This is a genomic window from Gluconobacter cerinus (assembly GCF_002723935.1).
GTDB classification, from domain to species: Bacteria; Pseudomonadota; Alphaproteobacteria; order Acetobacterales; family Acetobacteraceae; genus Gluconobacter; species Gluconobacter cerinus.
Genome location: NZ_BEWM01000003.1, coordinates 414305 through 436934, shown reverse-complemented (window position 1 = coordinate 436934; position 22630 = coordinate 414305). Strand labels below are relative to the sequence as shown.

Here is a 22630-nt window from a genome sequence, read left to right as displayed (position 1 = left end):
CAGTCAGATGCCGATTGATCTTAAAGTCGGCCTGGATGCCAAGGCTCTTCAGCGTGATCTGAGTGCTCTGGCTGAAAAAGAAATCCCGAAAGCCGCGGCATCAGCTCTTAATAGATTGGCCACCGGGGCTCGCCTGCAGGTTGTCGACCGCATGAGGGAGGTCTTCGATCGGCCGAGTGCGTTTACTTTGAACGGTTTCTTTACGCGGCCTGCGACAGGGAAAAATCTGGAAGCATGGGTCGCGACACGAGATTATGCGCGTCGAGGAACTGCTGCGATCACCTATCTCGGCCCGCAAATCCACGGCGGGGACAGAGATATGAAGCGCTTTGAAAAGGCCCTTCGGTCGGTCTCCGGAGGGCAGTATGTTGTGCCAGGTAAGGACTGCCCTCTTGATGAAAATGGGAACATCAAGCGCGGCGTTATTATACAGATCCTTAGCCGTATGAGCCTTATGCAGGATCCGACCTCTAACATTGGCGACAAAACGGCTCGGCGGATCGCAAGGCAACTCAAAAATGTCCGCGGTTCACGGAGCGAATATTTCGTTGGCTACGAACGCGGTAATCGGCGTCCACGCGGAATCTTCAAGCTGTTGGCCAAGGGGCAGGTGGGAGAAATCTTAAGATTTGTCTCTGCCCCGCATTACAAGGCGCGGCTGCCCGTGGAGGAGATCGTAAATGAGACGATTTCCCGTCGGCAGGACCGCATCGTCAACGAAGAAATCATCAAGGTTTTCCGTAAAAGAGGTTTGCGATGACAACCCTATCTGGGCGCGGACAGTATGTCCGGAAGCCACCACAAACCACACTGTCAGGTCTCACGACTGCTCAATTGCAGGCCAATCTGGCGACTGCTCAGCAAGCGTATAATGACCTGATGATTGGTGGAAAGCCGGTTGCGGTCTCCTATTCCCAGGTGAACGGCTCGCGATCCGTAACGTACACCGCCGCCAATAAGACTGATCTGACCCAATACATTCAGCTTCTCCAGAAACAGCTCGGGATTTCCCGACGCCGTCCAATGAGGTTCGTATTTCGATGACAGAACGTAGCGCAGTCATCCTGGGGCCTGACGGAAAAGGAATGCCTCGGACGCCTGCGTTGCCTCGTCGTCGCCGCGCGATGGGCTTGGCTGGAGGATGGGGACAGACACCTTACGATGCTGCCGATATCACCGGCCCACACATGGAAGCATGGAACCCGCTTCTGTGGTCTCCGGACGTCGAGCTCAACGTTTATCGTGATCGGATTGTCTCCCGTATCCGGGACCTGGTCCGAAACGATGGCTGGGCCTCAGGGACGATTACTCGCGTCCTGGACAACGCTATTGGCGGCTCTTTCCGCGCAATCAGCAAGCCGGACTACCGCGCGCTCCGTGTTAAGACAGGCCTCTCCTTCGACGCCGTTTGGGCAGATGAATGGGGAAGGGCGATTGATAGCCATTGGCGGACTTTTGCTGATGATGACGGCCGGTATTGCGATGTTGGCCGGCGTCTAACATTCACGCAGATGTGCTGGACTGCCATGCGTCATGATCTCATCGATGGTGACAGCCTCGCGCAGGTCTGTTGGCTTCCAGAGCGTCTGGGAGAGGGGAAAGCGGAATATGCCACCTGCTTCAACCTGATTGATCCCGATAGGCTGTCGGTCCCGCAAAACAACTGGGATCTGAAATATTGCCGGGGTGGTGTGCAGATTGACCAATGGGGCGCGCCTCTTGGGTATCATATCCGCCGTGCTCACCAGGGAGACTGGTTCTCTGCGGCCGAGACGCAGGAGTGGGACTACATCGAGCGAGAGACCGATTGGGGGCGCGCCAATATGGTCCATCACTTCCAGTCAGAAAGGGCGGGTCAGCATCGCGGTGGTGCTGGAATCCTTGCTCCGGTAGTTCAGCGCCTCAAAATGCTTATCAAGTATGATGGCACGGAGCTGGATGCAGCAATCGTCAACTCCATTTTCGGCGCATACGTTGAATCCCCGTACGATCAGGAAATGGTCGCAGACGCTCTCGGCGCTGGCGGAGGGGACGGTGTGATGGCCTATCAGGATGTCCGATCAGCCTTCCATGAGGAAAATCGTGTCATGCTGGGAGGGGTCCGGATGCCAATGCTCGCGCCTGGAGAAAAGATCAACACAGTTGATGCCGCTCGCCCCAATTCTAACTTTGCCGCTTTCGAGAGCGCTGTTCTTCGAAACGTTGCATCCGGAGCTGGGGTCTCATCCATGCAGGTGAGTAACAACTGGTCGGACGTGAACTATTCCTCGGCTCGCGCCGCAATGCTTGAGGCATACAAGACACTAGATCGCAGGCGTAAAAATTTCGCTCAAGGATATGCGTCTCCTATGCGGGCGGCATGGCTGGAGGAATGTGTTGCGCTGTACGACGATCTCCCACTGCCGATGGGGGCGCCTCGCGGTTTCCTGTCCAAGTATTTCCCACGGCTGAGGACGCCGCTTTCGCGATGCAACTGGCTTGGTCCAGGTCGAGGGTGGATTGATCCTGTGGCTGAGCGGAAAGGCTCGATCATGGGGATCGATGCAGGTCTCACGACGCTGGAAGACGAAATTGCCGAAAACAGCGGTGCAGATTGGGAAGAAAAAGTCGATCAGCGTGCTGTCGAGGTCAATCGCTTTAGAGAGCTGGGGCTTACACCGCCGGAGTGGGCTCTTAGCGGTGTAGCGGCGGAAGATGCTGCCCAACCAAAGGAGGAGGACGCGAAATGACACATGCTGCATCTCTCTTCCTGAACCGACCACTGATGCTCTCCAGTGCGCGATCAGCGTTACTGAAGAGGTCATTCGAATCAGGCGCAGGGGCTGAGGCCTTCTTTGGAGAGCGGGAGGCTGACGCCGCATCCTATGAGGTTGTCCAGGGCGTCGCTCTGATCCCTGTATCAGGCGTACTCTTGCCGGGACGGGGGTGGAGCTGGTCGGGGGCGACTTACTATCAGGACGTCCGCAAAGCCCTGAGCGCAGCCCTTGATGACGCGTCTGTCAGCAGAATTGCCCTGATGGTCAATTCGCCTGGTGGAACGGTAAGCGAGTGCTTCGACACCGCCGAGATGATTTACCAGGCTCGCGGCGACAAGCCGATCTGGGCGATCCTGAACGATGCAGCCTATTCGGCAGCTTATGCCATCGCTTCAGCAGCTGATTTCATCACGGTTCCGCAAATGGGCGGAACGGGGTCAATCGGGTGCGTCGGCATGCATGTCGATATCACGGATGCGCTGGATAAGGCCGGTATCAAGGTCACGACGTTTCAGTATGGCGTCCGCAAGACGGACGGTTATCCGACCACGCCCATGTCGGACCCTGCTCGGGAGCGAGCTCAGGCTGACATCGACGAAATGGGCGATTTCTTCGTCCAGACAGTCGCGCGAAACCGCGGCATGTCAGCGGATGTCGTCAGGAATACCCAGGCCGGAACCTTTTTAGGGCGGCATGGGGTGGAGATCGGCCTGGCAGACCAAATTGCCACGCCGGAAGAGGCCATAGCCGCCTTTCTCAAGCTCTGAACTTCAAAAACCGGCCCCTCTGGGGCCTTTTTCATGTCTGGGAGACAGTCTATGGCCAAGCCTTCCCGGTTTGCCCACCTTTTCCGCGCGCCTGTTCGGGCCTCGGAAGATGATGAAAACACCAACGATCAAAACGCCAATTCAGAAGAAAATGGCGGCGGTGAAGGCGAGGGTGAGGAAGAAAAGCCCAAAAACCGCAAAGCTCGTCGCGCTGAGAAGGCCAAGAAAGCGAAAAAGGCCAAAAAGTCTCAACGCGCAGAAGATGACGATAACGACGATGCGGATGGCCAGGATGATGTCGCCGAAGACGAGGGCGACGACGAGACCGACGCAGAAGACGAGGACGACGACGAAAAGGCGTCTGCTCGTGCTCGTGAGCGTGGTCGTGGAGCAGCTATTTTCTCTGCCCCTGGAGCAGCGGCAAATCCAGCACTGGCAGCGCAGTTGGCCTTTACGACAAATCTTCCGCGCCGCAAGGCCATCAGCATCCTGAACGGTTCGATGGCCTCTGGCAGTGGGGCTCCCGCACGCGCTGCAGCTGTCGATGCAGAATTCGATGACGAGAGCCACGCCTCTTCGATCGGCACCCTCGATCAAAGGATGTCGCGCTCGCGCCGTGCGCCGGTTCCTGCTCAAGAAGAGCGGCAGGGGCGTCCTGACCCGTTGTCACCCGGTGCTGTCGCGGCCCGTATGGTCCAGCGCGCCCGTTCCTTCAGGAAGTAAATATCATGAGCGACACAAACTCCGTGAACGGCATCTATCCTCAGACGCCTGCCATGTTCGACGCCACCTATCAGCCCGACCAGCTGATCGCTGGCGTCTATCCCCGGGTCACTGACAATGTCACGCTCGCAAGCGGGAATGGCATCGTGGCTCGTGGAACCGCAATCGGGCTCGTAACAGCTACTGGCAAGTATATCCCATCTCTTTCGGCGGCCACGGATGGCAGTCAGACGCCGGTGGCGATCCTGGCGGATACCTATGACACCACGAGTGCTGACGTGGTTGGGGCGGGCGTCTATCTGACGGGCGAGTTCAATGAGAACGCCGTCACGATGGGAACTGGCTGGACGGCAGCAACCCTGAAGGCAGCTTTCCGTCCAAACAATATTTACCTGAAATCGGCCGTAAGCGCGGCTGACCCGACCTGAGGAACAGCGTTGTGAATCCAACGATCTCCATCTTTGATACAAACGTCCTCATTCAGGTCGTCGCCAACCTCAAGGTTGCCCAGACCTTTCTGCTGGACGGTTTCTTCCCGAATATTGTGGAAAGCGACACGCAGTATGTGTCGATTGACGTCGATGTCGGCAAGCGTCGTATGTCGCCGTTCGTCAGTCCGCTTGTTGAAGGACGACTGGTCGAAGCGCGTCGCATTCAGACGAACGTCTTTGAGCCGCCGTACATCAAGGACAAGCGCGCTCCGGACCTGATGCGTCCTGTTCGCCGTATGCTCGGTGAGCGCATCGCGGGTGGTGAGCTGATCAATGGTGGCGCTCCGCTGTCTGCCGGTGAGCGAATGGAGGCCAACCTGGTTTTCGAGCTTGCTGATCAGGTAGACATGCTCAAGCGTCGTCAGGAATGGATGGCGGCGCAGGCTCTGGTGACGGGCAAGCTGACTGTTTCGGGAGACGGCTTCCCAACCTCGACCATCGATTTCCAGCGTGACCCGGGCCTGACCATTGTAGAGACCGGAACTGGACTGTGGGACGCGGCAGGCACCATCGCAAACCCGACGAACAGTGTTCGTGAGTGGTCGGTGCAGATGCTCAAGGCCAGCGGTGCACAGATCACTGACCTTATCTTCACGAATTCTCCTTACAACGCTCTGATCAAGGATGATGAGGTTAAGAATGCCATTCTGAACTCTGCCATCCGCGCAAATGAGGACACACGCCTCATGCAGGGTCCTGTGGCAGCGCCTGGCGCCGTGCTGATGGGATACTGGGGCACGTATCGTGTCTGGCTGTATAACGACTGGTACGTTGATGACTCTAATGTCGAACGGCCCATGATCCCGGACGGAACTGTGCTTGCCGTTTCTGATCAGCTGAACGGTAGCCGTGCTTATGGTGCCATCAAAGACCCTGCACTCGGCTATGTGGCGACTGCGTACGCTCCAAAGTCATGGATGCAGGAAGATCCTGCGCAGCGTTTTCTCATGATGCAGTCAGCGCCCCTTGTTATCCCGAGCCGGGTTAATGCGTGCCTTGCTGCAACTGTCACATCCGCGGCGGACTGAGTATGACAACGGAAAAACCCCATTGGGTCACAGTGCTGCCGGGAAGACATTTCCGGCACAATGGTCGCCGCGTAGGGGCGGGCAAAGACCTGCCTCTCTCCCCCACGGAGGCAGCTCAAATGGTTGCCGCCGGACATTGCCGGTATGCATCCGAGAGTGATGACGTTGGCGAGGATCATGAAGATCTGGATCATCCGAAGACGCAGGAGGGCGACTCTTCTGGAGAGGGGGATACCGACGGATCGGACGAAACAGATCCCCCTGCTTCAGATGCGGAAAAAAGTCCGGACCTGTTAGACCAGGAAAAGACATAATCCCAAGCGGGTGAAATCTCAGCCATGATCGACTTTGATAAACTGGCGCTTTCACCTTGTATGGAGGCCTTTGCTGAGCCTGCGCAGTGGCAATCTGGGCGCCTTGGGGTCTGGAATGATATTTCCGGGATCTATGATGAGGCCTATCTGCCCGTTGATCTCATCGGGGCCGAGGATGGGATTATTGGATCGCATATCACTTCCGCTAAGCCCGTCCTCGGCGTTCAGCAATCGCAGTATGCGATTTACGGATGCGAGCCTGAGCAGTCCGACTTAATCAAGGTGCGAGGCCGTACATTCCGGATACACGAAACGCAGCCAGACGGGCGCGGCGGTCTCCTCCTTATTCTCAACGATGCTGCGAGGGAAAGCGATGCTCTACCGAAGTATCCTGAGGGATTTGGCTGCCGAAGCTCTTAAGGCAGCAAATACCATCGCTGGCGAGAACGTGCTGACTGCACGTTCTCTTCCAATAAGAGCAGATCTTCTGCCTGTCATTTATTTGCAGGTTCCTGATGATCGCGGGGAAAGCGCTGGCCGCTTTCAGCCTCAATTCACGCGCGTTGCGACATTAGCAATTCGTGGAAAGCTCCAGGCGGGAACGCCATTCGATGTTGAGCTTGCGCTTGAAGGCTTTGCGGAACAGATCGAACTGGCCCTGATGACAGATGCTGATCTGCAGGCGGCCATAACGCAGGTGACTGAACTCTCGACCTCGATCGTCGTGAGCAGTGACCAGAGCGAACATATCGGCGAGTTGAGGATGATCCTCGGCCTCGAATATATTGAAACCTATCCCCCACCGGGAACGCCGCTGGCTGAAATAGATGCCACGTTGTTCTCGCCAGACAACCCGGCTTTTGCGGGGATGCGGGTGGATTTTCCAACGGACTGAAATCCATGTTTGTGAAACCGGTTGGGGGGAGGGCCGTGCGCCGTCCCGATACCATGCGTCTGCTCTCTGCAGACGGTGAAACTGTGCCGGATACGGCCTTTTGGCTGCGGGCCAAGGTCCGTGGTGACGTCGAGGACGCTACTCCAGCTCAAAAGGTGGAAGTCCTCCCTGAGGCTGATGCGGTGGCGCAGCCAATTCCAGAAAACAATGAGGGGCACGCAGAATGAGCGGCACTGTGACGGTTCCGGGATATTCGGATAGCAACCGCGTCCCCGGCTTTTATTTCAATCTCGACAACTCAAAGGCCAATACCGCAAGTGTTGCGCGGCGTGTCCTGATTGTTGCTCAGATGGTTGCTGGGATCGGCATTGCGGGCGTTGCAACTATATCTGGTGGATATTCAGACGCTGTCGCCAAGTATGGAGCCTCGTCCCAGTGCGCGGCCATGGTCGAGGCGTATCGCAAAATCGATACGCAAGGCGAGCTCTGGGTGCTCCCGCTTGCTGATGAGGAATCGGGGCAGTCTGCAGCCGGGACGTTCACGATCTCGGGCACGGCTACTTCTGCCGGGACGCTGTCTCTGTACGTTGGTGATCAGTTGGTCAGTGTCGGGGTGGCCTCTGGCGATACTGCGACGACTGTGGCGGCCAACGCTGTCGCGGCCGCACTGAATGTTTCCGGGTTGCCAGTAAGCGCGAAAGCTGCGGCGGGAGTTGTCACATTCACGGCGCTCAATAAAGGCCAGTCCGGGAATGATATCCTCCTCGGTGTTTCCCTTCTGGGAACAGGAGGCGGCCAAGCCATTCCTGCGGGTCTGAGTGTTGTTGCGTCTTCCATGCAGGGTGGCACGACAAACCCGACCAACCTCGCAACGGTCCTCTCCTCACAAGGTGAGCGTGTCTACGATCTGATCCTGCATCCATACACCGATAGCGGATCTCTGACGGCATTCAAAAACTGGCTCGATGGAACGTCTGGTCGTTGGGCACCGACTGCTCAGCTCTATGGGCATGCTATCACGGCCTATCGCGGCACGTACGGACAGGCCACGGCATTCGGCCAGACCCTGAATGATCCGCATGAGACGGTTATGCCGATCTCTGACAGCCCGTCCTCGCCACTCATCTGGGCAGCTCAGATCGGTGCGCAGGTTGCCATCAGCATGCGCACAAATCCTGCGTTGCCGGTGACGGGGCTGTCCTTGACGGTCATGCCGCCTACTGATGCTGGCCGGTTCATTCGGGATGAGCGGAACAGCCTTCTGTATGACGGTCTGGCAACGTTTACAGTTGATGATAGCGGGACGGTCTACATTGAGCGTCTGGTCACGACATATCAGACCAATGCGTCGGGTGTGGCCGACAACAGCTATCTCGATATCGAGACTTTGCTGACGGCTGAAATCTGCATGCAGGACATGCGGATATATCTGGCCAGTCACTATGGCCGGTGCATTCTCGTGGCTGACAACACGAAAATCCCTGCTGGTGCGCAGGCGACAACAGCTGCCCTGATCGGGAAAGCTGCGGCGTCCCGTTATCGCTTTCAGGCAACACAGTTCTGGGTACAGAACCCGGATAATTTTGCGCAAAACCTTGTTGCGGAAAATGCCGGGAACGGCCTGGTCAAGCTGCTGCTGCCCTATGACTTCGCCAATCAGCTTCGCGTCATTGCTGGCAACGTCCAGTTTACCAAATCGTAAGGGGCCAGCATGTCCGGTTCTGTTTATCGCGGCCCTCTCGCGGGTGCCGCAACCCTCACCATCAATGGTGAGGTGTGGAATGTCGTGGGCGAACTACAGTTCCAGGCATCAGGCAACGTCAACGAAACGCTCAAGGGCCAGTCTGCGGTCGAGGGTTTTGCGACCATGCCTGGGCAGGGATTTATCCAGGCCACTCTGCGTGACCGTCGGGACGTCGACTGTTTCCAGTATCAGGGAGCAAGTGGTCTGACTGTCATTGGCCAGCTCGCAAACGGCAAGGTCATTACAGTGGACAACGGCTGGCAGGTCGAGACGATCTCGCTCAATACCCAAGAGGGTACGTTCGAGATCCACATCGAAAGTGACAGTGTATATGTGGATGTAGTGTCATGAATGGACGCGAAATCCCGGATGCAGAACTGCTTGAAATTGTTGGTTCTTCCGTAGATGAGGATCAGGGCGCCCGTGAGGATGGTCTGATTGTTCTGGATCACCCGATTACTGAGGGCGATAAAGAATATGATCGAATCAACCTCACTGAGCCGACGCTGTATCATGCCATGTCCGCTTCTCAGGTGATTGGAAAGCGGCCAACTCTGGCCACGATCTACGACAGTCAGATCAAGCTTGTGGCTCTCTCGGCTAACATTCCGGAGAAAGTCGTAAAGCAATTTCCGACCCGTGCCCTGGATGAAGCTGTGTCGTATGTCATGGCATTCGAGGATGATGTGCGTCGGCCCGAAGATTTTCAGATCTCCGACCTGGATCTCCGGCCGGAAAAGACGATCCTTTTCAAGGTTCCCATTTCAGGTGGTGGGCGCGAATACAGTGATATGCGCCTTCGTGAACCTCAGGTGACCGAACACAGGCGTTTCAAAGCTGTTGAGGGCGGCGGATCGGTTCAGGACGGACTGAAAGCTCAGATGCAGCTGATCGAAGACGTCAGCGGTTGGAACCGTGCCGCTTTGCTGCGTTTGCCTATGAGCAAATTCGTTGAAGCCGCTGATTATCTGACGGGTTTTTTTATCGCTGGCCAGCAAACTGGGAAACTCTCCCGGTAGAGCTTGGCCAGTTTTTCACCGGATGGACGCGGACTGAGCTGGAGAGTCTGAACGGGGCTGACCTCTGGTACTATGCCGGGGAAGCGTCCCGGATCTCCGAACAGCGAAAAAAGGACGCCAAGCGTGGCCAATCAGGGCGTTAAGGTAACGATCTCCGCTGTTGATCGTGCATCGCAGACACTTGAGCGGATCAATGCACGCATTGCGGCTATTCAGGCGCCTGTCCGGAGAACCATGGCAGCCTTCGGGCGGTTCTCCAATGTGACGGGCCTGACCCGACTGCGCAGCGGCGTTATGGGGGTTACCCGTGCCGGGTTGGGTATGTTCCGGAGGCTTTCTCAGATTGTTCCCGTACTCGGGACGATTACTGGCGCGGCATCCCTCGCAGGTATTTACAAGCTGGCGAGTGCCTGGGCCCAAGCCGGAACGAATATCAGGACGGCGGCCCGCAATATGGGGATGGCCCCAAGTCGCCTGATGGCTATGCAGAATGCTGCACGGCTTGCCGGTGGCTCAGGCGAGGCTATGGGGGAGGCTCTTCAGAACCTGTCCCAGACGAAGTGGGAAGCTCTTCATGGCTATGCTCCGGAGGCTGCGACTCAGTTCAAGGCTCTCGGGATCAGCCTGGAAGAGCTGAAAAACGCCAGCCCGGATCAGATCTTCGAGCGCATCACAAAGCGTTTGAGGCAGATCCGGGACCCGGCCGCACGCGTTATTGCGGCTACAAAGATCTTTGGCGGCGCTGCTCAGGGGCTGATGCCGATCCTTCAGCAGACAGAGGCTCAATATCAAGCCAACATTCGTGAAGCTGAGCGATACGGATTACTGAATCAGCAGGGGGTCGAAGCAGCAGCCCGACTGCAGCATGCACTGACGCAGCTAAATGAGGCGGTTGAGGGTTTCGGGTATTCACTTGCTCAATCTGTAGAGCCTGCAATTAGGCCTGTTATCGAACAGATGGCTGAGTGGATCGCGGCAAACCGGGAATGGATATCTCAAGATATCACTGGATATGTGCATCAATTTGTCGGCTGGCTCAAAAATGGTGGTTGGGACAAGATCCAAAGCGGCATTAAGGGCGTCTACAACGAAGCGCTGAATGTCGTTCATGGTCTGGGCGGTTGGAAAACAGCGGGAGAAATAGCTCTTGGGGCTATAGCTGCGATTTATGCCGCACCGGTTCTGGTTGGACTGGGTCTATTGGCTGCCTCCTTAGGTCCAGTGGCTGCAGGGTTTGCGGCAATCTCAGCCGCTGCGACTGCGGCAGTAATCGGATACGAAACTTGGAAATCGATTAAAGACCCGAAGGAGGGTCCAGAAAATCGGTTTGCAACGGGCGTCCGGAGGTTCCTTGGTTGGGACGCTGAGCCTGCGCAGAAGGCTTGGCAATATTTTCGTAGTCAAGGCTGGTCACCTCAACAGGCCTCGGGGATCGTCGCTAACCTCGACAAAGAGAGCGCATTTGTTTCGAACCGACCCGGGGACTTTAATAAGAAGACAGGCCAATATGAGGCGTACGGTCTCGCTCAATGGCACCAGCCTAGGCAGGATCAGTTCAAGCGTCTGTATGGCCACGATATCCATCAATCCACTGATGATGAGCAGCTGGCTTTTGTTCAGTGGGAACTGACGAAGGGCAGCTACACGGGTGCGGGCAAGGCACTCCGAGGTGCTCGATCTGATCGGGAGGCAGCGGCTATCGTCTCCCGGCTCTACGAAAGCCCGCGGGATCGCGACAATGAAGCCTCAATCCGGGGTGATATTGCTGAAAAGTGGGGACGAAAGTTTGATGAGCTTTCTCCGGGGCCAGCAGTCCTTCCACCTCCGCCATCAGCTTCTCAGGCGCCAGACAAGACAATGGCCGGTCTCAGGGTCGAAATCGACCACAAGAATGCGCCTCCTGGCTCCAGTGTTCAGGTCAAAAGCACAAGCCCGGGCCTTCAGGTGCAGACGGTTCGTCAGCACAGGGCCATGGACCCTCTCAATTCAGCCGTAGGAAATTAACATGAGCGGAACTCTCGCCAGAACGGCCTCTGAATATCTTCAGTGTTCGTTCAGGGGGGTTCCGTTCGCTGTAGTTGCCAACGGCGGGTCAAACGGTCGAAAGCAGGCTGAGCACGACTATCCAGGCCGTGATGGCATCTCGGTTGAGGATATGGGGCAACGCGCGCGTCGCTATCGTATCGTTGGCGTGCTGGTAGGGGCTTTCTGCTATACGCAGCGAGATCTGCTCATCATCGCGGCTGAACAGGCCGGTCCCGGGCTGCTCATGCATCCGTCGGTCGGTCTCATAAAGGCCGCCGTGACGCGATACGAATGGCAGGAGAGGGCCGGATACAGAAACGTCATCGATCTGGAATTTGAGTTTGTCGAGCAGAAAGACCTGCTCTCGAGCCTGATTGTGACGGCTTTGCATGCGGCCGTTGCCGTCGCGTCTCTGGCGCTACAGTCGGCTTCAAGTTCCAGCTATTCCAAGCGTGTCAGTACCAGTTGGGCAGTCGGCGGATCGGTAGGGGCAGCCGCAAGGGCTGTTGCATCAGACTGGGCCGGAACCATCACGTCCGTCTGCCGGTCACCGCAGGTTATCGCTGGCGGCGCGTCGGTTCTGAGCGGGAATTATGGCCGGTATATCGGCACTGGCGGCATCGAAACGGACGGCACTGCCACGATAACGTCCGTTTTGGCTGCTGTGACTGCAGGGCGTGACGCTCTGGAAGCTGATGTTTCGGCAATGGCCGGGGTGGACGATCAAGATGCGCTGGCCAGCGCGGTCAATGCGTTAACGGAAACGCTTCGGTCATCCATTGCGGACCCGGCAATTCAGATCGCAGTTCTTTGGCCGCTCGCGTCCTATTCAGCCAGTGTGATCGCTTCGACAGCGCCTATCGGCGCAGCATTGGCAACTGCTCAGACTGAGACTGCTGCCCTCTGTCGGCGCGCAGGTCTGGCATCGATCGGCAACGCCTGTTCTGAATGGGAGCCAGCGTCTTCTGATCAGGCGCAGGACATGATTTCCGCCATTACATCCTTGTTTGAAGCTGAAGAGACGGTCTCTGGTGACGAAGGGGATGACAGCGCATGGCAAGCCTTGCGAGAGCTTAGGGTCCAGATCTGCGAAGACCTGCAGCAAAGAGCGGCGCGTCTGCCGGACATCGTCACCATCGTTCGCAATGCATCACTTCCGGCGCTTGTTCTTGGCCAGCAGCTCTATGCGGATGCCGGTCGATCCGACGAATTGATTACGCGCGCTGACCCTGTCCACCCGGCTTTCATGCCCCTTCAATTTGAGGCTCTTTCAGCATGAGCATCTTGTCGCAGATCAAGTCGATCCTTGGCTATGAAGGAGCGGCGGCTGAGAAAAGTCTCATCGTTATAGGCGGCCAGATCATCACCGGATGGGAAGAGGAAGAGATCAGGATTGGTCTTGAACTGATGCCCTGGACGGCTGATCTGGCTCTGACCAGTTATCAGCCGGCTACTGGCGCGAACGTCACGATCAATCCTGGCGATGAAGCCCAGCTCTATATTGGGTCTGATCTTCTTCTGACCGGATATGTCCTGTCTGTTGTGGAAAGTGAAGGTCCGTCCAGTCACGGGCTTCGCGTGCAGATCACGGCAAAGAGTATCGATCTGACAGACTGTTCAGCTGAGTTTTCAACCTATCAGATGAATAGTACCAACGCGCTGGCGATCGCGCGGAAGGTTTCTGCTTTCGCTGGCATTCAGGTCGCTTCGATCAATGGGGCTGGAAACATTGATGTCCAGCAGTTCAGTGCGATCCTCACCGAAACGGCTTATGAAATCATCGAGCGGGTCTGCCGTCTCGCCTGTGTCCTGTTCTATGACCAGCCTGACGGGAGCATTGCTCTTTCTGGTGTCGGCACCGGTCGGATGTCCTCAGGCTTCGTTGTTGGCGAAAACGTAGAGGACTGGACCCGGGTAAGATCAAATCTCGGGCGCTATTCAACGGTCACGGCGATCCTGGCCAGTACGGTGATGCTTTTCACGGAGCCCACGGAAAGCAATTATGTCACCGAAATGGAGGCAATTTCTTCAGGTGCCAAGGCTCAGGATGCTGCGATCAACCGTACTCGCCCTCTGCTGATACCTGTTGAACTTGGCGATACGGACCAGAAAGTCGCTCAGCAGCGGGTGCAGTGGGAAGTAAATCGCCGATATGGCCGGGCTAACACTGTTATGCTCACCTGCGATAGTTGGCGGGATAAAGAGGGAAATCTCTGGCTTCCGAACAAGATTGCTTCATTCACAGACCCGGCCGGGGTCTCGACGGACTATCTGATCGGCGAAATTGTCTTCCGCCGCTCCCGGTCTGGCACGCGCGCAGATGTAACACTGGCTCCGCCAAGCGCCTATCAGCCGCAGCCTGTTCTCAATCCGCTTCTCAATAATGAGCTGAATGTTGCTCTCAAAGGCTAGTGTCTGATGGCAGATCCTTTCACGCGCCTGGCGCGTCGTGTCGCCATGGCTCTTGGGTTGGGGAGGCAGAGCTCGGACACCGACGAAACTGCGAATACGCCAACGCTTCAGGTCACGTTGCCTGGTGGTGAAGTCAGATCAGATGTCCCTTTGCTCCAGCACTACGGTTTCCATAGCCGTCCTGTTCCAGGAAGTGATGTTCTGACGGTCTTCATGGCTGGTGATCGAACGCGTGGTGTTGCTGTTGCGACCGGTGATCAGCGTGGGCGAATAACAGATCTCAAGCCCGGTGAAGTCTGTGTGTACCATCCACGAACGGGATCGAAGATCCTGCTGGCGGAAAACGGAGACATAGAAATTGTTCCGGCTTCCGGTGTGCTGAAGATCACCGCAGAGCTCCAGCTGGATGGCCCGATGATAGCTACGGGTGACATCGTAGCCGATGAGGTTTCCTTGCAGAACCATCTCACTTCAGAAGTGCAGTCAGGGCAGGGAACGTCAGGCAAGCCGGTTTCCGGATAAGGACTGAAATGGACATCGCGATTAACTGGAACGTTCTCGAGGCTCGGGGCGAATGGGCCATCGTGTCCGGTGATCTGGCCCTCGATAATCCTCTTCGGTCCGCTGTTATGATCAGTCTGTTTACGGACCGCACGGCACCGGAACAGCCGTCGGCCAGTGATCGACAGGTCGGCATCACTCCACCTGGCAATGCAGCCAATAGCGGTCGGCAGGACAGGCGAGGGTGGTGGGGTGATGCTGGTGCTGATGTCCCTATCGGATCGCGCATCTGGCAGCTCAGAAGAGCAATCAAGGTTGGTGAGAAGGCAATCCTACTTGAGCTCGAACAGATCATCCGTGAGGCCCTGCAGTGGCTGATTGATGACGGGGTCGTCAGCAGCATCGATGTCGCGACGGCCTGGTCAGTGATGAACGTCTCCACGGCTGAGTTCTCGGTCTCCCTGTGGGAGCCAACTGCTGCGCAACCTCAGACATTTCTCTTTTCGTGGACCTGGGAGGGTCTCTAAATGCCTTATGCGCGTCCAACGCTCACGGAGCTCAAACAGCAGGCTCTGCAGGACGTTCAGAATGGGGGCATACCCGGAGTTACGCGATTACTCCGTTTTTCCGTGCTTTATGTCCTGGCTATGGTTCTGGCGGGGCTTTCGCACCTGCATTACGGTTTTCTGGACTGGATCTCCAAGCAGGCTGTTCCATGGACTGCGACCGGAGAATATCTGGAGGCGTGGGGCGCCCTGAAAGGGGTAGTCAGAAAGGCCGCCACATCCGGGTCGGGAGCGCTCAGTTTTTCTGTCTCATCTGACGGGATCATTCCCTCGGGAACCGAGTTTCAGGCGTCGGGCAATATTGCACTCATTGCAACGGCAGACAGTGTCACCTCCGGAGGGACCACAACCATCCAGTGCGCTGCGGTCGCCACCGGAGCGGCGACTAATCTTGCTGCTGGTACCAGTGTGGTTCTCTCGAGCCCCGTGGCTGGTGTTCAGACATCCGGTATCGTGACGACAGCGTTTTCTGGGGGTTCTGATCAGGAGACGGATTCAGAGCTCCGTACACGTGTTCTTACTGCTTTCGAGGAAGGTGGCGAAAACGGAAGTAGCGCTGATTATATTCGATGGGCGACGGCGGTCTCAGGAGTTACCCGGGCATGGGTTAATCCGTTAGGGGCAGGGGCTGGCTCTGTCGTCGTCTACATTATGCTCGACAGTGTCCGTGCGTCTCAGGGTGGATTTCCGCAGGGGGCTGACGGCGGGGCCACTCAAGAGAAGCGGTATCTGCCCGCAACGGGCGATCAGCTGGTTGTTGCCAATGCCATTTATGGCCAGAGGCCAGTTACGGCCCTTGTTGTTGTCGTTTCTCCGGTAGCTCAGCCTATCGACTTTGATGTAGGCGACCTGGGAGATAACAACACGACAGCCAATCAGAGCGCTATTAAGGCGGCTCTGGCGGATATGTTTGTTCGCCTTTCTGAGCCTGGCGGAACAATTTACCCGAATGCCTGGAGTGAGGCGTTGGGAGCTCTGGGGCTCAGTCAGTTCGGTGTGGTCTCTCCTTCTTCTGCCATCGTTGCGACAGGGGTCGGCTACATGCCAACCTTGGGCAACGTGACCTTTGGGTCCTGATTTATGAGCCTGCCGTCTTTTCTGGCGGATGATTTTCGTCAGGCAATTCTGAGATTGCTGCCTCGAGGCGCAATCTGGTCTCGTGATCAGGGCGACTTACCCTCATTGCTGGCGGGTATTTGGGGGCAAACTTTTGCGCGCAATTCGCAGCGCGCAACAAATCTCCTCACCGACGCTTTTCCGGCTTCCACGGTGGAGTTGCTTCAGGAATGGGAAAATTCGACTGGCCTGCCAGATCCATGCGCTGGCACCTCTCCGACGCTGGAACAGCGTCGTGATCAAGTCCTTGCAAGGCTGACCGATAGTGGTGGTTCGTCTGTGGAATATTTTACTGCATTTGCAGAAATTCTGGGCTTTAAGATCACGATATTAGAGCATACGCCCGCTTGCGTGGGAAAGCTAAGGGTGGGCGATCCATTGAATGGGCGAGACTGGGCATATGCTTGGACAGTCTCTTTTCCCGGATATTCTCCTGTTTATTTCAGAGTTGGTGAAAGCGCAGTTGATCAGCCCCTGCAAGCGTGGGGGAATGCAGTTTTGCAATGTGAAATACGAAGCCGTTTACCGGCGCATACCATCGTTCTTTTCGCGCAAAACGGGGAAAACCTACTCTCTGATTTTGGACTAGACATCATTTAGGAGTAAGTTACATGCATAGGATTGATAATGACACGGCAGTAGCATCAATGCCGACAATGGATAAAATTGGCTCTCCCGGATATTTTACATCGGGAAATCCGGCGACAGGCTCATCCGCCACGATAGTTACTGACGATTGGTGCAATAGTATTCAAGAAGAGCTAATGGCATTTCTTGAAAAATCCGGACAAGATCAGGACAAAAGCCGGACAAATCAGGTCTTAACTGCCGCTCAAATGCTATTTGGCATACCAACTGTTCTTGTACAAACTCAGGCAGCTGGAAATTTCGTCGTTCCTTCTGGCATCTACAGAATCAAGATGCGTATTCGCGCAGGCGGAGGTGGGGGGGGCGCAGGAGGGGGCAATTCAGATAGCGCGGTATCGGCGGGTGGTGGTGGTGGGGCTGGAGCGTGGTGTGAAGTCATCCTCTCTGTTCAGCCTGGAGGCATTGTGTCGTGGGTCGTCGGCGCTGGCGGCTCGGCTGGCATCAACAATGGTACATCCGGCACGTCGGGCGGCGACACAATCGTTTACGTCTCGGGGGTCGAAGTTTGTCGGGTTACCGGAGGCTCTGGCGGGGCCAATGCAACGCAAGGCGGTGTCGGGGCAGGTGGGGTTGGAGGCGCCTCGAAAATCACGAATGTGATGGGCTCCACCTCGGAAAATGGCGCCGGCGGGGGCTATGGCATCTATGCGGGTGTCAGTCAGGGCTGGGGAGGCGTGGGGGCTGCGTCTTTTGGGAAGTCCTTCGTGCAGGTTACCGGCCAGAATACAGTTGGCATCTCGGGGCAGTCTGGCGGCGGCGGATCGGGCGGAACCGGGGTTGGGAACGGGGGAGCAGGGGTCGGAGGCGAGGTGATTTATGAATACTGAGGTTTATGCCGTTTATTTAACGGCAGCCACCAGCGCTTACCCCGCAGGCTACATAATCAACAATATCGTTTGCGAGAACACCATGACGCCGACGGTATCATCCGGGCAAGCTGCTGTTGCAGATCCTGACCGGAAGTATCCGATCGGCAGCACCTACACTGCGAGTGCATCATGACGTGGCCACCCTGTCAGCGCGTCGTGCGCGCGGATGTGCCTCCGTCCTTTCAGGTTCGGGGAATCAACGCGCCGCTCTTTCTATCATGGCCGAATGCCGCTTTGAACGGCTCAGCCGATTACAGTGTCGATTTCTCTGCGGTTCTGTGCTGTGGGGAGACATTGGCTGATGTCGCATTTTCCGTGTCCGGGGGCACACTCGGCTGGTCTGGAAAGCCGACATTCACTGCCGGAATTGCGACAGCCTGGATCACATGGGTGACTGCCGGGGCGCAGACTGTTGAGGTTACGGCCCTGACCAGCACCGGCAGAACGGTCTCTGTCACGGCTAACATAACTGTTTTGCCGGTCCCTGCTTTGCTCTCGGGGAAGCCTCAGGCAATCGCACCGAATATTCTCACGCTGCCCGATGGCACGCCTCTGACAACCGACGCGGGAAGCGCTTTGCTCTCCCAATAATCCACTGGAAATCATATGAGCGGATCGACAACGACTGGCGCCTCTGGCGGGCAGTCGCTTTCGGCGTTGGGGGTGGCAAAAACCATCCTGCCAACGGACAAGGTCACGGGTCTTTTTGGCGGTGCCGTCCTTAATGGAGCGGTGGCGGATCTGGTGGCGGCAGGCTTACCTGACAGCGTTGTGCATACCGAGGACCTGAACACAGCCCTCTCGGGCACGGCTCTGGGGCAATATACAGCCCAGTCTGCGGCCTCTGCGGAACTTGCGCAGACGGGGGCCAATAAGGCCATTGCTGCCAGCGCTGCATCCGGTGTGAATTCGCAAAGTGCTGCGCAATCGGCTTCGGACGCGGCGACTATTCTCACGGGCACACAGCAGGCGCAGGCGCAGATCGAAGGCGTTTCTGCATCAGCTCAGAATGCCGTGGCAGGTGTTACGGCTGACGCCAATGCGGCCAAGGTACTCCTGACCGCAGCTATCAATGGCCAAGCCCCCCTGAATTATCGAGGATACTGGAACGCGTCCACGAACAGCCCTGCACTCGCGAACGGAACCGGCGCTGAGGGTGACCTCTATGTCGTATCGGTTGCAGGCAGTACGGCGCTGGATGGAAATGCGTCATGGGCCGTAAACGATGCGGCATGGTTCACGGGTGGCAAGTGGCAATACTTTGCCCGCGCAGGATGGGCGGCGGTTGCGCAGACCCTGACGGCGCTTCAGTCCGTGGCGATCGGTGACAGCCTGATCCGCACGCCTGGCTCGTCCCGTTGGTCGGTTGCGTGGCTCGACGCCCTGGGAGGAATCATTGCCGGTATTCTTGCGGACGGCTCTCCGCAGTTTCCCGGTGCATCCGCTCTGATCGGACCATCCGAAATCGCAACGTCCGCCCTGTCTGGCTCTGGCGTTGTGACGCTGGATCAGGCTGGGCGTGTCGTTGATAACCGTTCGACCCTCACGTTTCCTGGTCTTGCCAATGCGACACGCGGGCTTATCAGTAAAGATGTCGCCAAACGTGCGCCTGGCTATCTCGATGATAGTGTCGTCGGCTACGCCCCGAACGATATCTGGCAGGCGGGAAAGCAGCTCTACACCTGCCTCCGAAACGGCGCTGGCGGTGCAGTCTGGGATCTGACGCCTGACGTTGCACCGGCTTGCCCGGGCGATGTGTTCGGAACTGACCTTGTCGGTGCCTGGGGCGTGGATGCGGTTGTTGCCGGTTTCACGGGACCTGCCTTCGATGTCACGACGACTGTCGCGGGTGCGTCGGTTGTCACGACGGTGCCGATTGTCGCGGGCGGCAAGCATGACGCTGGCATTCTTTCCCGAGCACTGATCGAGCGCGATGACGGCACAACAGCTGAAGTCACGACGCTGTACGACCAGTCCGGTGCCGGTCATAACCTGACGGGCTCCTACGGATCGGCCCCGAAAATCGGTGTGGTCACAGTCAACGGCTTTCCGGCCATCTCCTTCGATACGTCTGGCGCTTCGGCTGCCCGGTCTTTGAAGAATACCGCGGTATCTCTTGCGTCCGGCACGTTCACGGCTCTGGCGTTTGGCCGGTGGGCTGGCACGAACGCTGCATCAGATGAGCGCATTCAGCTTCTGACGGTCGGGTCCGTCTCGACAATCAGCGGCATCAACGAAGACGGCAAGCTCGGCGTCTATGATGGCACGTCCTACGTTCAGGGTAGCCAGTATCAGCCGTGCAATCCGTCCATGGTAGGCATCAGTGCGGCCGGTGGCACGTCGGTTTCAACGTGGATTGGCGAGACATCGAACGCAGTCACGGTCGCGGCTTCCGCGCTTGGCACGATGGCAGGCTTTACGCTTGGCTCTTCAGGGCTGGGAAATGCCTGCAACGGCGTTCTAACCGGTGTGGTTCTTGCCAAACGTGCCGCCACGACCACCGACATTCAGCGCGCGAACCGATCGGCAACGCTGCGCTGGAATTACACGCCGCAGGTCAAGCCGCGCCTGTTCTGCATTGGGGACAGCCGCACGGCTGGCTACATCAATACGGACTGCCAGAACTGGCCCGGGATGATCGGGGACTATCTGGATCAGCCGCTGGAGGTGTTCAACCTTGCTGTTTCCGGGTCGCAGACGACGGACTTCATTCCCAACACGCAGCCGGGTCTCATTACGGAACTTGGAAAAGGCGGCTACGACCTTGCGACCATCTGGCTCGGGATCAACGATTTCAGCCATGGCAAAGACAAGGCCGCAACGCTTCAGAACGTCCAGGCCATTGCCTCCGCTGTTCTGGCGGCTGGCGTCAAGCACGTCTGGGTCATCTCCGAGGCCAAGACAGGCGATATGGACTGGTTCTGGCAGTATTTCCCGGCTGGCCAGCATCCGAACATCACGCTTCTGACGCCGTTCCTGAACGGGCTTCCGCTCGCGGTTAATGCGGCCGGGAATTATGATCCTCTGCTCTGGCACCCAGACAGCATCCATCCGTTCCCGCCCACTTGTCGCACGCTGGCGTCGGTTGCCGGGGCGTCCGTAAATGCATTCATCGCACAGGATATCGACGCATGAGCAAAGTTCAGACGCATACCATTGCGGGTCAGACAGCCAGCGGTAAGCTTGGCGTCATTTTCCCGACCAGCCAGCAGCCTGCCTATGCCAGCCGGTTCTCCTCCGCGCTGGAGAACCTGGCAGAAAGCGGCGCTTCTGCTGCTCCATTCCTGTCGGTTCCAGCCGCATCTGCGGGACAGGTGACCCTGGGGCGCAGTCTGCCGACACCTGTGGCCATTCAGACGCCTGTTGCTCAAAGCGCTGATATGACCTTGATGTTTGTCGCGCGACTGCCAAACGCGCCTGTTGGCGGGAACGGCAATATCGGCGTCATGGGAGCGAACTTCTACAATTCCACCAGCCTGAGTGGATGGAATGGCCTGACGTTTGGCATCGGCTCAGGGCTGGCTTCGCTTTATCTCTGCAATGACGTGAACGGCACACTCTCAACGCAGTATGGCGGCGCTGCCCTCACGGCTGCCCAGGCGCGGGCTTGGGGCCTTTACGCGGCTCGCATCAGTTCGTCCGGCGGTACTGGCATTGCAGCGACTATTCAGGCGCTGACAGCCGGAACAGAACAGGTTCAGAACTGGGCGGGAGCGCTTTACTCCAAGACTGCCGAGACACCGACGATCATGCTGGGGGCTGATTATCTTCCGATGTTCGGGGAAACTCAGCCGATCGAAATCAAACGTGCATTCCTCTGGAACACTACTCTGACGGATGCAGAGCTCGATGCCATGGCTGCGCTGATCCGCGCTGATCTGGCTTCAGAGACGATCACCGTCTGATCCCCGGAATATTTTGACTGAGACGACCGCCCTTTGAGGCGGTTTTTTTATATCTGGAGGGCCGGATGGCCGATGACGACTGCGCTACCCAAGGCGACATCAAAGAGCTTCTGGAGCGTGTTGTGCGCTTGGAGACACAACAGGAGCACGGACAGGAAACGGTTCAGTCCCTATTTGATCGGGTCACACGCTTAGAAACGGCAGTAACTGATGGTTTCACGCGGCTTTCCAATCAAATTGCAGATGCCGGAAATAGGCGGGCTATGTTTATTGCTGGGGGCTCAGGTGTTGGTGGTGGGGTGGCGGTTGGAATCTACTCGCTCATCCACATGTTGGGGCACCTGTGATGGATAACCGCTACGGCCTAGATCCCGGACAGGTGAAAAACTTCACCGTCATTCCCACCCTGACAGCCATGGGAAGCCAGTTTGCAAGTCTGGCCGCCATCAATCTCATGCTTGGGATTGCAATGGCAGAAAGCCAGCTGCGCTACAAAAGGCAGCTGACAAACTCTGGATATGGTCCAGCACGCGGGCTACCTCAGATGGAGCCCGCGACGCACGACGACTGTTGGGCCAACTGGCTAAATTTCTCGCAGCAAGTGCAGGTCGCGCACGTGATCCGTGGGTTCATCGGTAACCTGACCCCGGAGGCAGATCTGATGATCAACAATGATGCCTATGCCTTTGCCATGGCTCGCATTAAATGCTGGCGTGATCGCGGGCCGCTTCCGGCCTGGAACGACCCGGTGGGCATGAGCGCGTTTCACAAGCGTGTGTATAATACAGCAGGGGGCAAGGCCGACGAACGGGCCAATATCCTGCATTTCAAAGCAGCAATTGCGGCATGAG

27 protein-coding genes are annotated in these 22630 nt (G+C 57.2%); all 27 read left to right on the top strand.

All coding sequences use genetic code 11. From position 1 onward, the window contains the following. Positions 1-7: 7 nt before the first annotated feature. The 27 genes from GCE01_RS09280 (at position 8) to GCE01_RS09140 (ending at position 22629) form a co-directional block, all read left to right on the top strand. Positions 8-760 (top strand): hypothetical protein, encoded by a 753-nt coding sequence (locus tag GCE01_RS09280; RefSeq protein ID WP_099212591.1) that lies wholly within the window; start codon positions 8-10, stop codon positions 758-760. Continuing rightward, on the top strand, positions 757-1044 hold the full coding sequence (gpW, locus tag GCE01_RS09275) for a gpW family head-tail joining protein (RefSeq protein ID WP_099212590.1): 288 nt from the start codon (positions 757-759) through the stop codon (positions 1042-1044). Before GCE01_RS09280 ends, gpW begins: the two co-directional genes overlap by 4 nt. A gap of 41 nt (positions 1045-1085) precedes the next feature. Then, the gene (locus GCE01_RS09270) at positions 1086-2729 is read left to right on the top strand and encodes a phage portal protein (RefSeq protein ID WP_244591153.1); all 1644 of its coding nucleotides are present in this window, start codon (positions 1086-1088) and stop codon (positions 2727-2729) included. Beyond that, positions 2726-3523: a S49 family peptidase gene (locus GCE01_RS09265; RefSeq protein ID WP_099212588.1), complete on the top strand. Its 798-nt coding sequence runs from the start codon at positions 2726-2728 to the stop codon at positions 3521-3523. The genes GCE01_RS09270 and GCE01_RS09265 overlap by 4 nt, the downstream gene beginning before the upstream one ends. Positions 3524-3574: 51 nt before the next feature. Further along, the gene (locus GCE01_RS09260) at positions 3575-4246 is read left to right on the top strand and encodes a hypothetical protein (RefSeq protein ID WP_244591152.1); all 672 of its coding nucleotides are present in this window, start codon (positions 3575-3577) and stop codon (positions 4244-4246) included. Between the two features lie 5 nt (positions 4247-4251). After that, the gene (locus tag GCE01_RS09255; RefSeq protein ID WP_048843726.1) at positions 4252-4674 is read left to right on the top strand and encodes a head decoration protein; all 423 of its coding nucleotides are present in this window, start codon (positions 4252-4254) and stop codon (positions 4672-4674) included. An 11-nt stretch (positions 4675-4685) separates the two neighbouring features. Further along, a complete protein-coding gene (locus GCE01_RS09250) occupies positions 4686-5765 on the top strand; it encodes a major capsid protein (RefSeq protein WP_099212586.1) in 1080 nt (359 codons plus the stop codon). A 2-nt stretch (positions 5766-5767) separates the two neighbouring features. Further along, entirely contained in the window at positions 5768-6079 is a 312-nt protein-coding gene (locus GCE01_RS09245; protein WP_099212585.1) for a hypothetical protein, read from the top strand. 24 nt (positions 6080-6103) lie between these two features. Next, complete coding sequence (locus tag GCE01_RS09240) at positions 6104-6499, top strand: head-tail joining protein (protein WP_099212584.1); 396 nt, start codon at positions 6104-6106, stop codon at positions 6497-6499. After that, positions 6453-6974 (top strand): hypothetical protein, encoded by a 522-nt coding sequence (locus tag GCE01_RS09235; protein ID WP_145995787.1) that lies wholly within the window; start codon positions 6453-6455, stop codon positions 6972-6974. Before GCE01_RS09240 ends, GCE01_RS09235 begins: the two co-directional genes overlap by 47 nt. 5 nt (positions 6975-6979) lie before the next feature. Then, positions 6980-7201: a DUF2635 domain-containing protein gene (locus tag GCE01_RS09230; protein WP_099212582.1), complete on the top strand. Its 222-nt coding sequence runs from the start codon at positions 6980-6982 to the stop codon at positions 7199-7201. Further along, positions 7198-8676, top strand: a complete 1479-nt coding sequence (locus GCE01_RS09225) for a phage tail sheath subtilisin-like domain-containing protein (protein ID WP_099212581.1) — start codon at positions 7198-7200, stop codon at positions 8674-8676. Before GCE01_RS09230 ends, GCE01_RS09225 begins: the two co-directional genes overlap by 4 nt. 9 nt (positions 8677-8685) lie before the next feature. After that, a complete protein-coding gene (locus tag GCE01_RS09220) occupies positions 8686-9069 on the top strand; it encodes a phage tail tube protein (protein WP_099212580.1) in 384 nt (127 codons plus the stop codon). Further along, complete coding sequence (locus GCE01_RS09215) at positions 9066-9737, top strand: phage tail assembly protein (RefSeq protein WP_099212579.1); 672 nt, start codon at positions 9066-9068, stop codon at positions 9735-9737. Before GCE01_RS09220 ends, GCE01_RS09215 begins: the two co-directional genes overlap by 4 nt. Positions 9738-9860: 123 nt before the next feature. Next, entirely contained in the window at positions 9861-11741 is a 1881-nt protein-coding gene (locus GCE01_RS09210) for a phage tail tape measure protein (protein WP_145995786.1), read from the top strand. 1 nt (position 11742) lies between these two features. After that, complete coding sequence (locus GCE01_RS09205; protein ID WP_099212577.1) at positions 11743-13041, top strand: DNA circularization protein; 1299 nt, start codon at positions 11743-11745, stop codon at positions 13039-13041. Next, positions 13038-14174, top strand: coding sequence for a phage baseplate assembly protein (locus GCE01_RS09200; protein ID WP_099212576.1), 1137 nt, complete (start codon positions 13038-13040; stop codon positions 14172-14174). Before GCE01_RS09205 ends, GCE01_RS09200 begins: the two co-directional genes overlap by 4 nt. A 6-nt stretch (positions 14175-14180) precedes the next feature. After that, on the top strand, positions 14181-14696 hold the full coding sequence (locus GCE01_RS09195; RefSeq protein ID WP_099212575.1) for a phage baseplate assembly protein domain-containing protein: 516 nt from the start codon (positions 14181-14183) through the stop codon (positions 14694-14696). A gap of 8 nt (positions 14697-14704) precedes the next feature. Continuing rightward, positions 14705-15202: a phage GP46 family protein gene (locus GCE01_RS09190; RefSeq protein WP_099212574.1), complete on the top strand. Its 498-nt coding sequence runs from the start codon at positions 14705-14707 to the stop codon at positions 15200-15202. Next, complete coding sequence (locus GCE01_RS09185; RefSeq protein WP_099212573.1) at positions 15203-16318, top strand: baseplate J/gp47 family protein; 1116 nt, start codon at positions 15203-15205, stop codon at positions 16316-16318. It begins immediately after the preceding gene. A gap of 3 nt (positions 16319-16321) precedes the next feature. Next, positions 16322-16957, top strand: coding sequence for a YmfQ family protein (locus GCE01_RS09180; RefSeq protein WP_099212572.1), 636 nt, complete (start codon positions 16322-16324; stop codon positions 16955-16957). An 11-nt stretch (positions 16958-16968) separates the two neighbouring features. Beyond that, complete coding sequence (locus tag GCE01_RS17470) at positions 16969-17832, top strand: glycine-rich domain-containing protein (RefSeq protein ID WP_456303703.1); 864 nt, start codon at positions 16969-16971, stop codon at positions 17830-17832. Between the two features lie 171 nt (positions 17833-18003). Continuing rightward, complete coding sequence (locus GCE01_RS09160) at positions 18004-18465, top strand: phage fiber-tail adaptor protein (RefSeq protein ID WP_099212569.1); 462 nt, start codon at positions 18004-18006, stop codon at positions 18463-18465. A gap of 15 nt (positions 18466-18480) precedes the next feature. Next, positions 18481-21009: an SGNH/GDSL hydrolase family protein gene (locus GCE01_RS09155; protein ID WP_099212568.1), complete on the top strand. Its 2529-nt coding sequence runs from the start codon at positions 18481-18483 to the stop codon at positions 21007-21009. Beyond that, positions 21006-21779: a hypothetical protein gene (locus GCE01_RS09150; RefSeq protein WP_099212567.1), complete on the top strand. Its 774-nt coding sequence runs from the start codon at positions 21006-21008 to the stop codon at positions 21777-21779. Before GCE01_RS09155 ends, GCE01_RS09150 begins: the two co-directional genes overlap by 4 nt. 65 nt (positions 21780-21844) lie before the next feature. Beyond that, complete coding sequence (locus GCE01_RS09145) at positions 21845-22126, top strand: hypothetical protein (RefSeq protein ID WP_099212566.1); 282 nt, start codon at positions 21845-21847, stop codon at positions 22124-22126. Positions 22127-22158: 32 nt separating this feature from the next. Beyond that, positions 22159-22629: a hypothetical protein gene (locus GCE01_RS09140; protein WP_244591150.1), complete on the top strand. Its 471-nt coding sequence runs from the start codon at positions 22159-22161 to the stop codon at positions 22627-22629. The last annotated feature ends 1 nt before the right edge of the window (position 22630 follow it).

Bases quoted from the DNA above. Each gene is read 5' to 3' on its own strand.
- GCE01_RS09280 (WP_099212591.1), top strand. From the start codon at position 8: ATGCCGATTGATCTTAAAGTCGGCCTGGATGCCAAGGCTCTTCAGCGT.
- gpW (WP_099212590.1), top strand. From the start codon at position 757: ATGACAACCCTATCTGGGCGCGGACAGTATGTCCGGAAGCCACCACAA.
- GCE01_RS09270 (WP_244591153.1), top strand. From the start codon at position 1,086: ATGCCTCGGACGCCTGCGTTGCCTCGTCGTCGCCGCGCGATGGGCTTG.
- GCE01_RS09265 (WP_099212588.1), top strand. From the start codon at position 2,726: ATGACACATGCTGCATCTCTCTTCCTGAACCGACCACTGATGCTCTCC.
- GCE01_RS09260 (WP_244591152.1), top strand. From the start codon at position 3,575: ATGGCCAAGCCTTCCCGGTTTGCCCACCTTTTCCGCGCGCCTGTTCGG.
- GCE01_RS09255 (WP_048843726.1), top strand. From the start codon at position 4,252: ATGAGCGACACAAACTCCGTGAACGGCATCTATCCTCAGACGCCTGCC.
- GCE01_RS09245 (WP_099212585.1), top strand. From the start codon at position 5,768: ATGACAACGGAAAAACCCCATTGGGTCACAGTGCTGCCGGGAAGACAT.
- GCE01_RS09240 (WP_099212584.1), top strand. From the start codon at position 6,104: ATGATCGACTTTGATAAACTGGCGCTTTCACCTTGTATGGAGGCCTTT.
- GCE01_RS09235 (WP_145995787.1), top strand. From the start codon at position 6,453: ATGCTCTACCGAAGTATCCTGAGGGATTTGGCTGCCGAAGCTCTTAAG.
- GCE01_RS09230 (WP_099212582.1), top strand. From the start codon at position 6,980: ATGTTTGTGAAACCGGTTGGGGGGAGGGCCGTGCGCCGTCCCGATACC.
- GCE01_RS09225 (WP_099212581.1), top strand. From the start codon at position 7,198: ATGAGCGGCACTGTGACGGTTCCGGGATATTCGGATAGCAACCGCGTC.
- GCE01_RS09220 (WP_099212580.1), top strand. From the start codon at position 8,686: ATGTCCGGTTCTGTTTATCGCGGCCCTCTCGCGGGTGCCGCAACCCTC.
- GCE01_RS09215 (WP_099212579.1), top strand. From the start codon at position 9,066: ATGAATGGACGCGAAATCCCGGATGCAGAACTGCTTGAAATTGTTGGT.
- GCE01_RS09205 (WP_099212577.1), top strand. From the start codon at position 11,743: ATGAGCGGAACTCTCGCCAGAACGGCCTCTGAATATCTTCAGTGTTCG.
- GCE01_RS09200 (WP_099212576.1), top strand. From the start codon at position 13,038: ATGAGCATCTTGTCGCAGATCAAGTCGATCCTTGGCTATGAAGGAGCG.
- GCE01_RS09195 (WP_099212575.1), top strand. From the start codon at position 14,181: ATGGCAGATCCTTTCACGCGCCTGGCGCGTCGTGTCGCCATGGCTCTT.
- GCE01_RS09190 (WP_099212574.1), top strand. From the start codon at position 14,705: ATGGACATCGCGATTAACTGGAACGTTCTCGAGGCTCGGGGCGAATGG.
- GCE01_RS09185 (WP_099212573.1), top strand. From the start codon at position 15,203: ATGCCTTATGCGCGTCCAACGCTCACGGAGCTCAAACAGCAGGCTCTG.
- GCE01_RS09180 (WP_099212572.1), top strand. From the start codon at position 16,322: ATGAGCCTGCCGTCTTTTCTGGCGGATGATTTTCGTCAGGCAATTCTG.
- GCE01_RS17470 (WP_456303703.1), top strand. From the start codon at position 16,969: ATGCATAGGATTGATAATGACACGGCAGTAGCATCAATGCCGACAATG.
- GCE01_RS09160 (WP_099212569.1), top strand. From the start codon at position 18,004: ATGACGTGGCCACCCTGTCAGCGCGTCGTGCGCGCGGATGTGCCTCCG.
- GCE01_RS09155 (WP_099212568.1), top strand. From the start codon at position 18,481: ATGAGCGGATCGACAACGACTGGCGCCTCTGGCGGGCAGTCGCTTTCG.
- GCE01_RS09150 (WP_099212567.1), top strand. From the start codon at position 21,006: ATGAGCAAAGTTCAGACGCATACCATTGCGGGTCAGACAGCCAGCGGT.
- GCE01_RS09145 (WP_099212566.1), top strand. From the start codon at position 21,845: ATGGCCGATGACGACTGCGCTACCCAAGGCGACATCAAAGAGCTTCTG.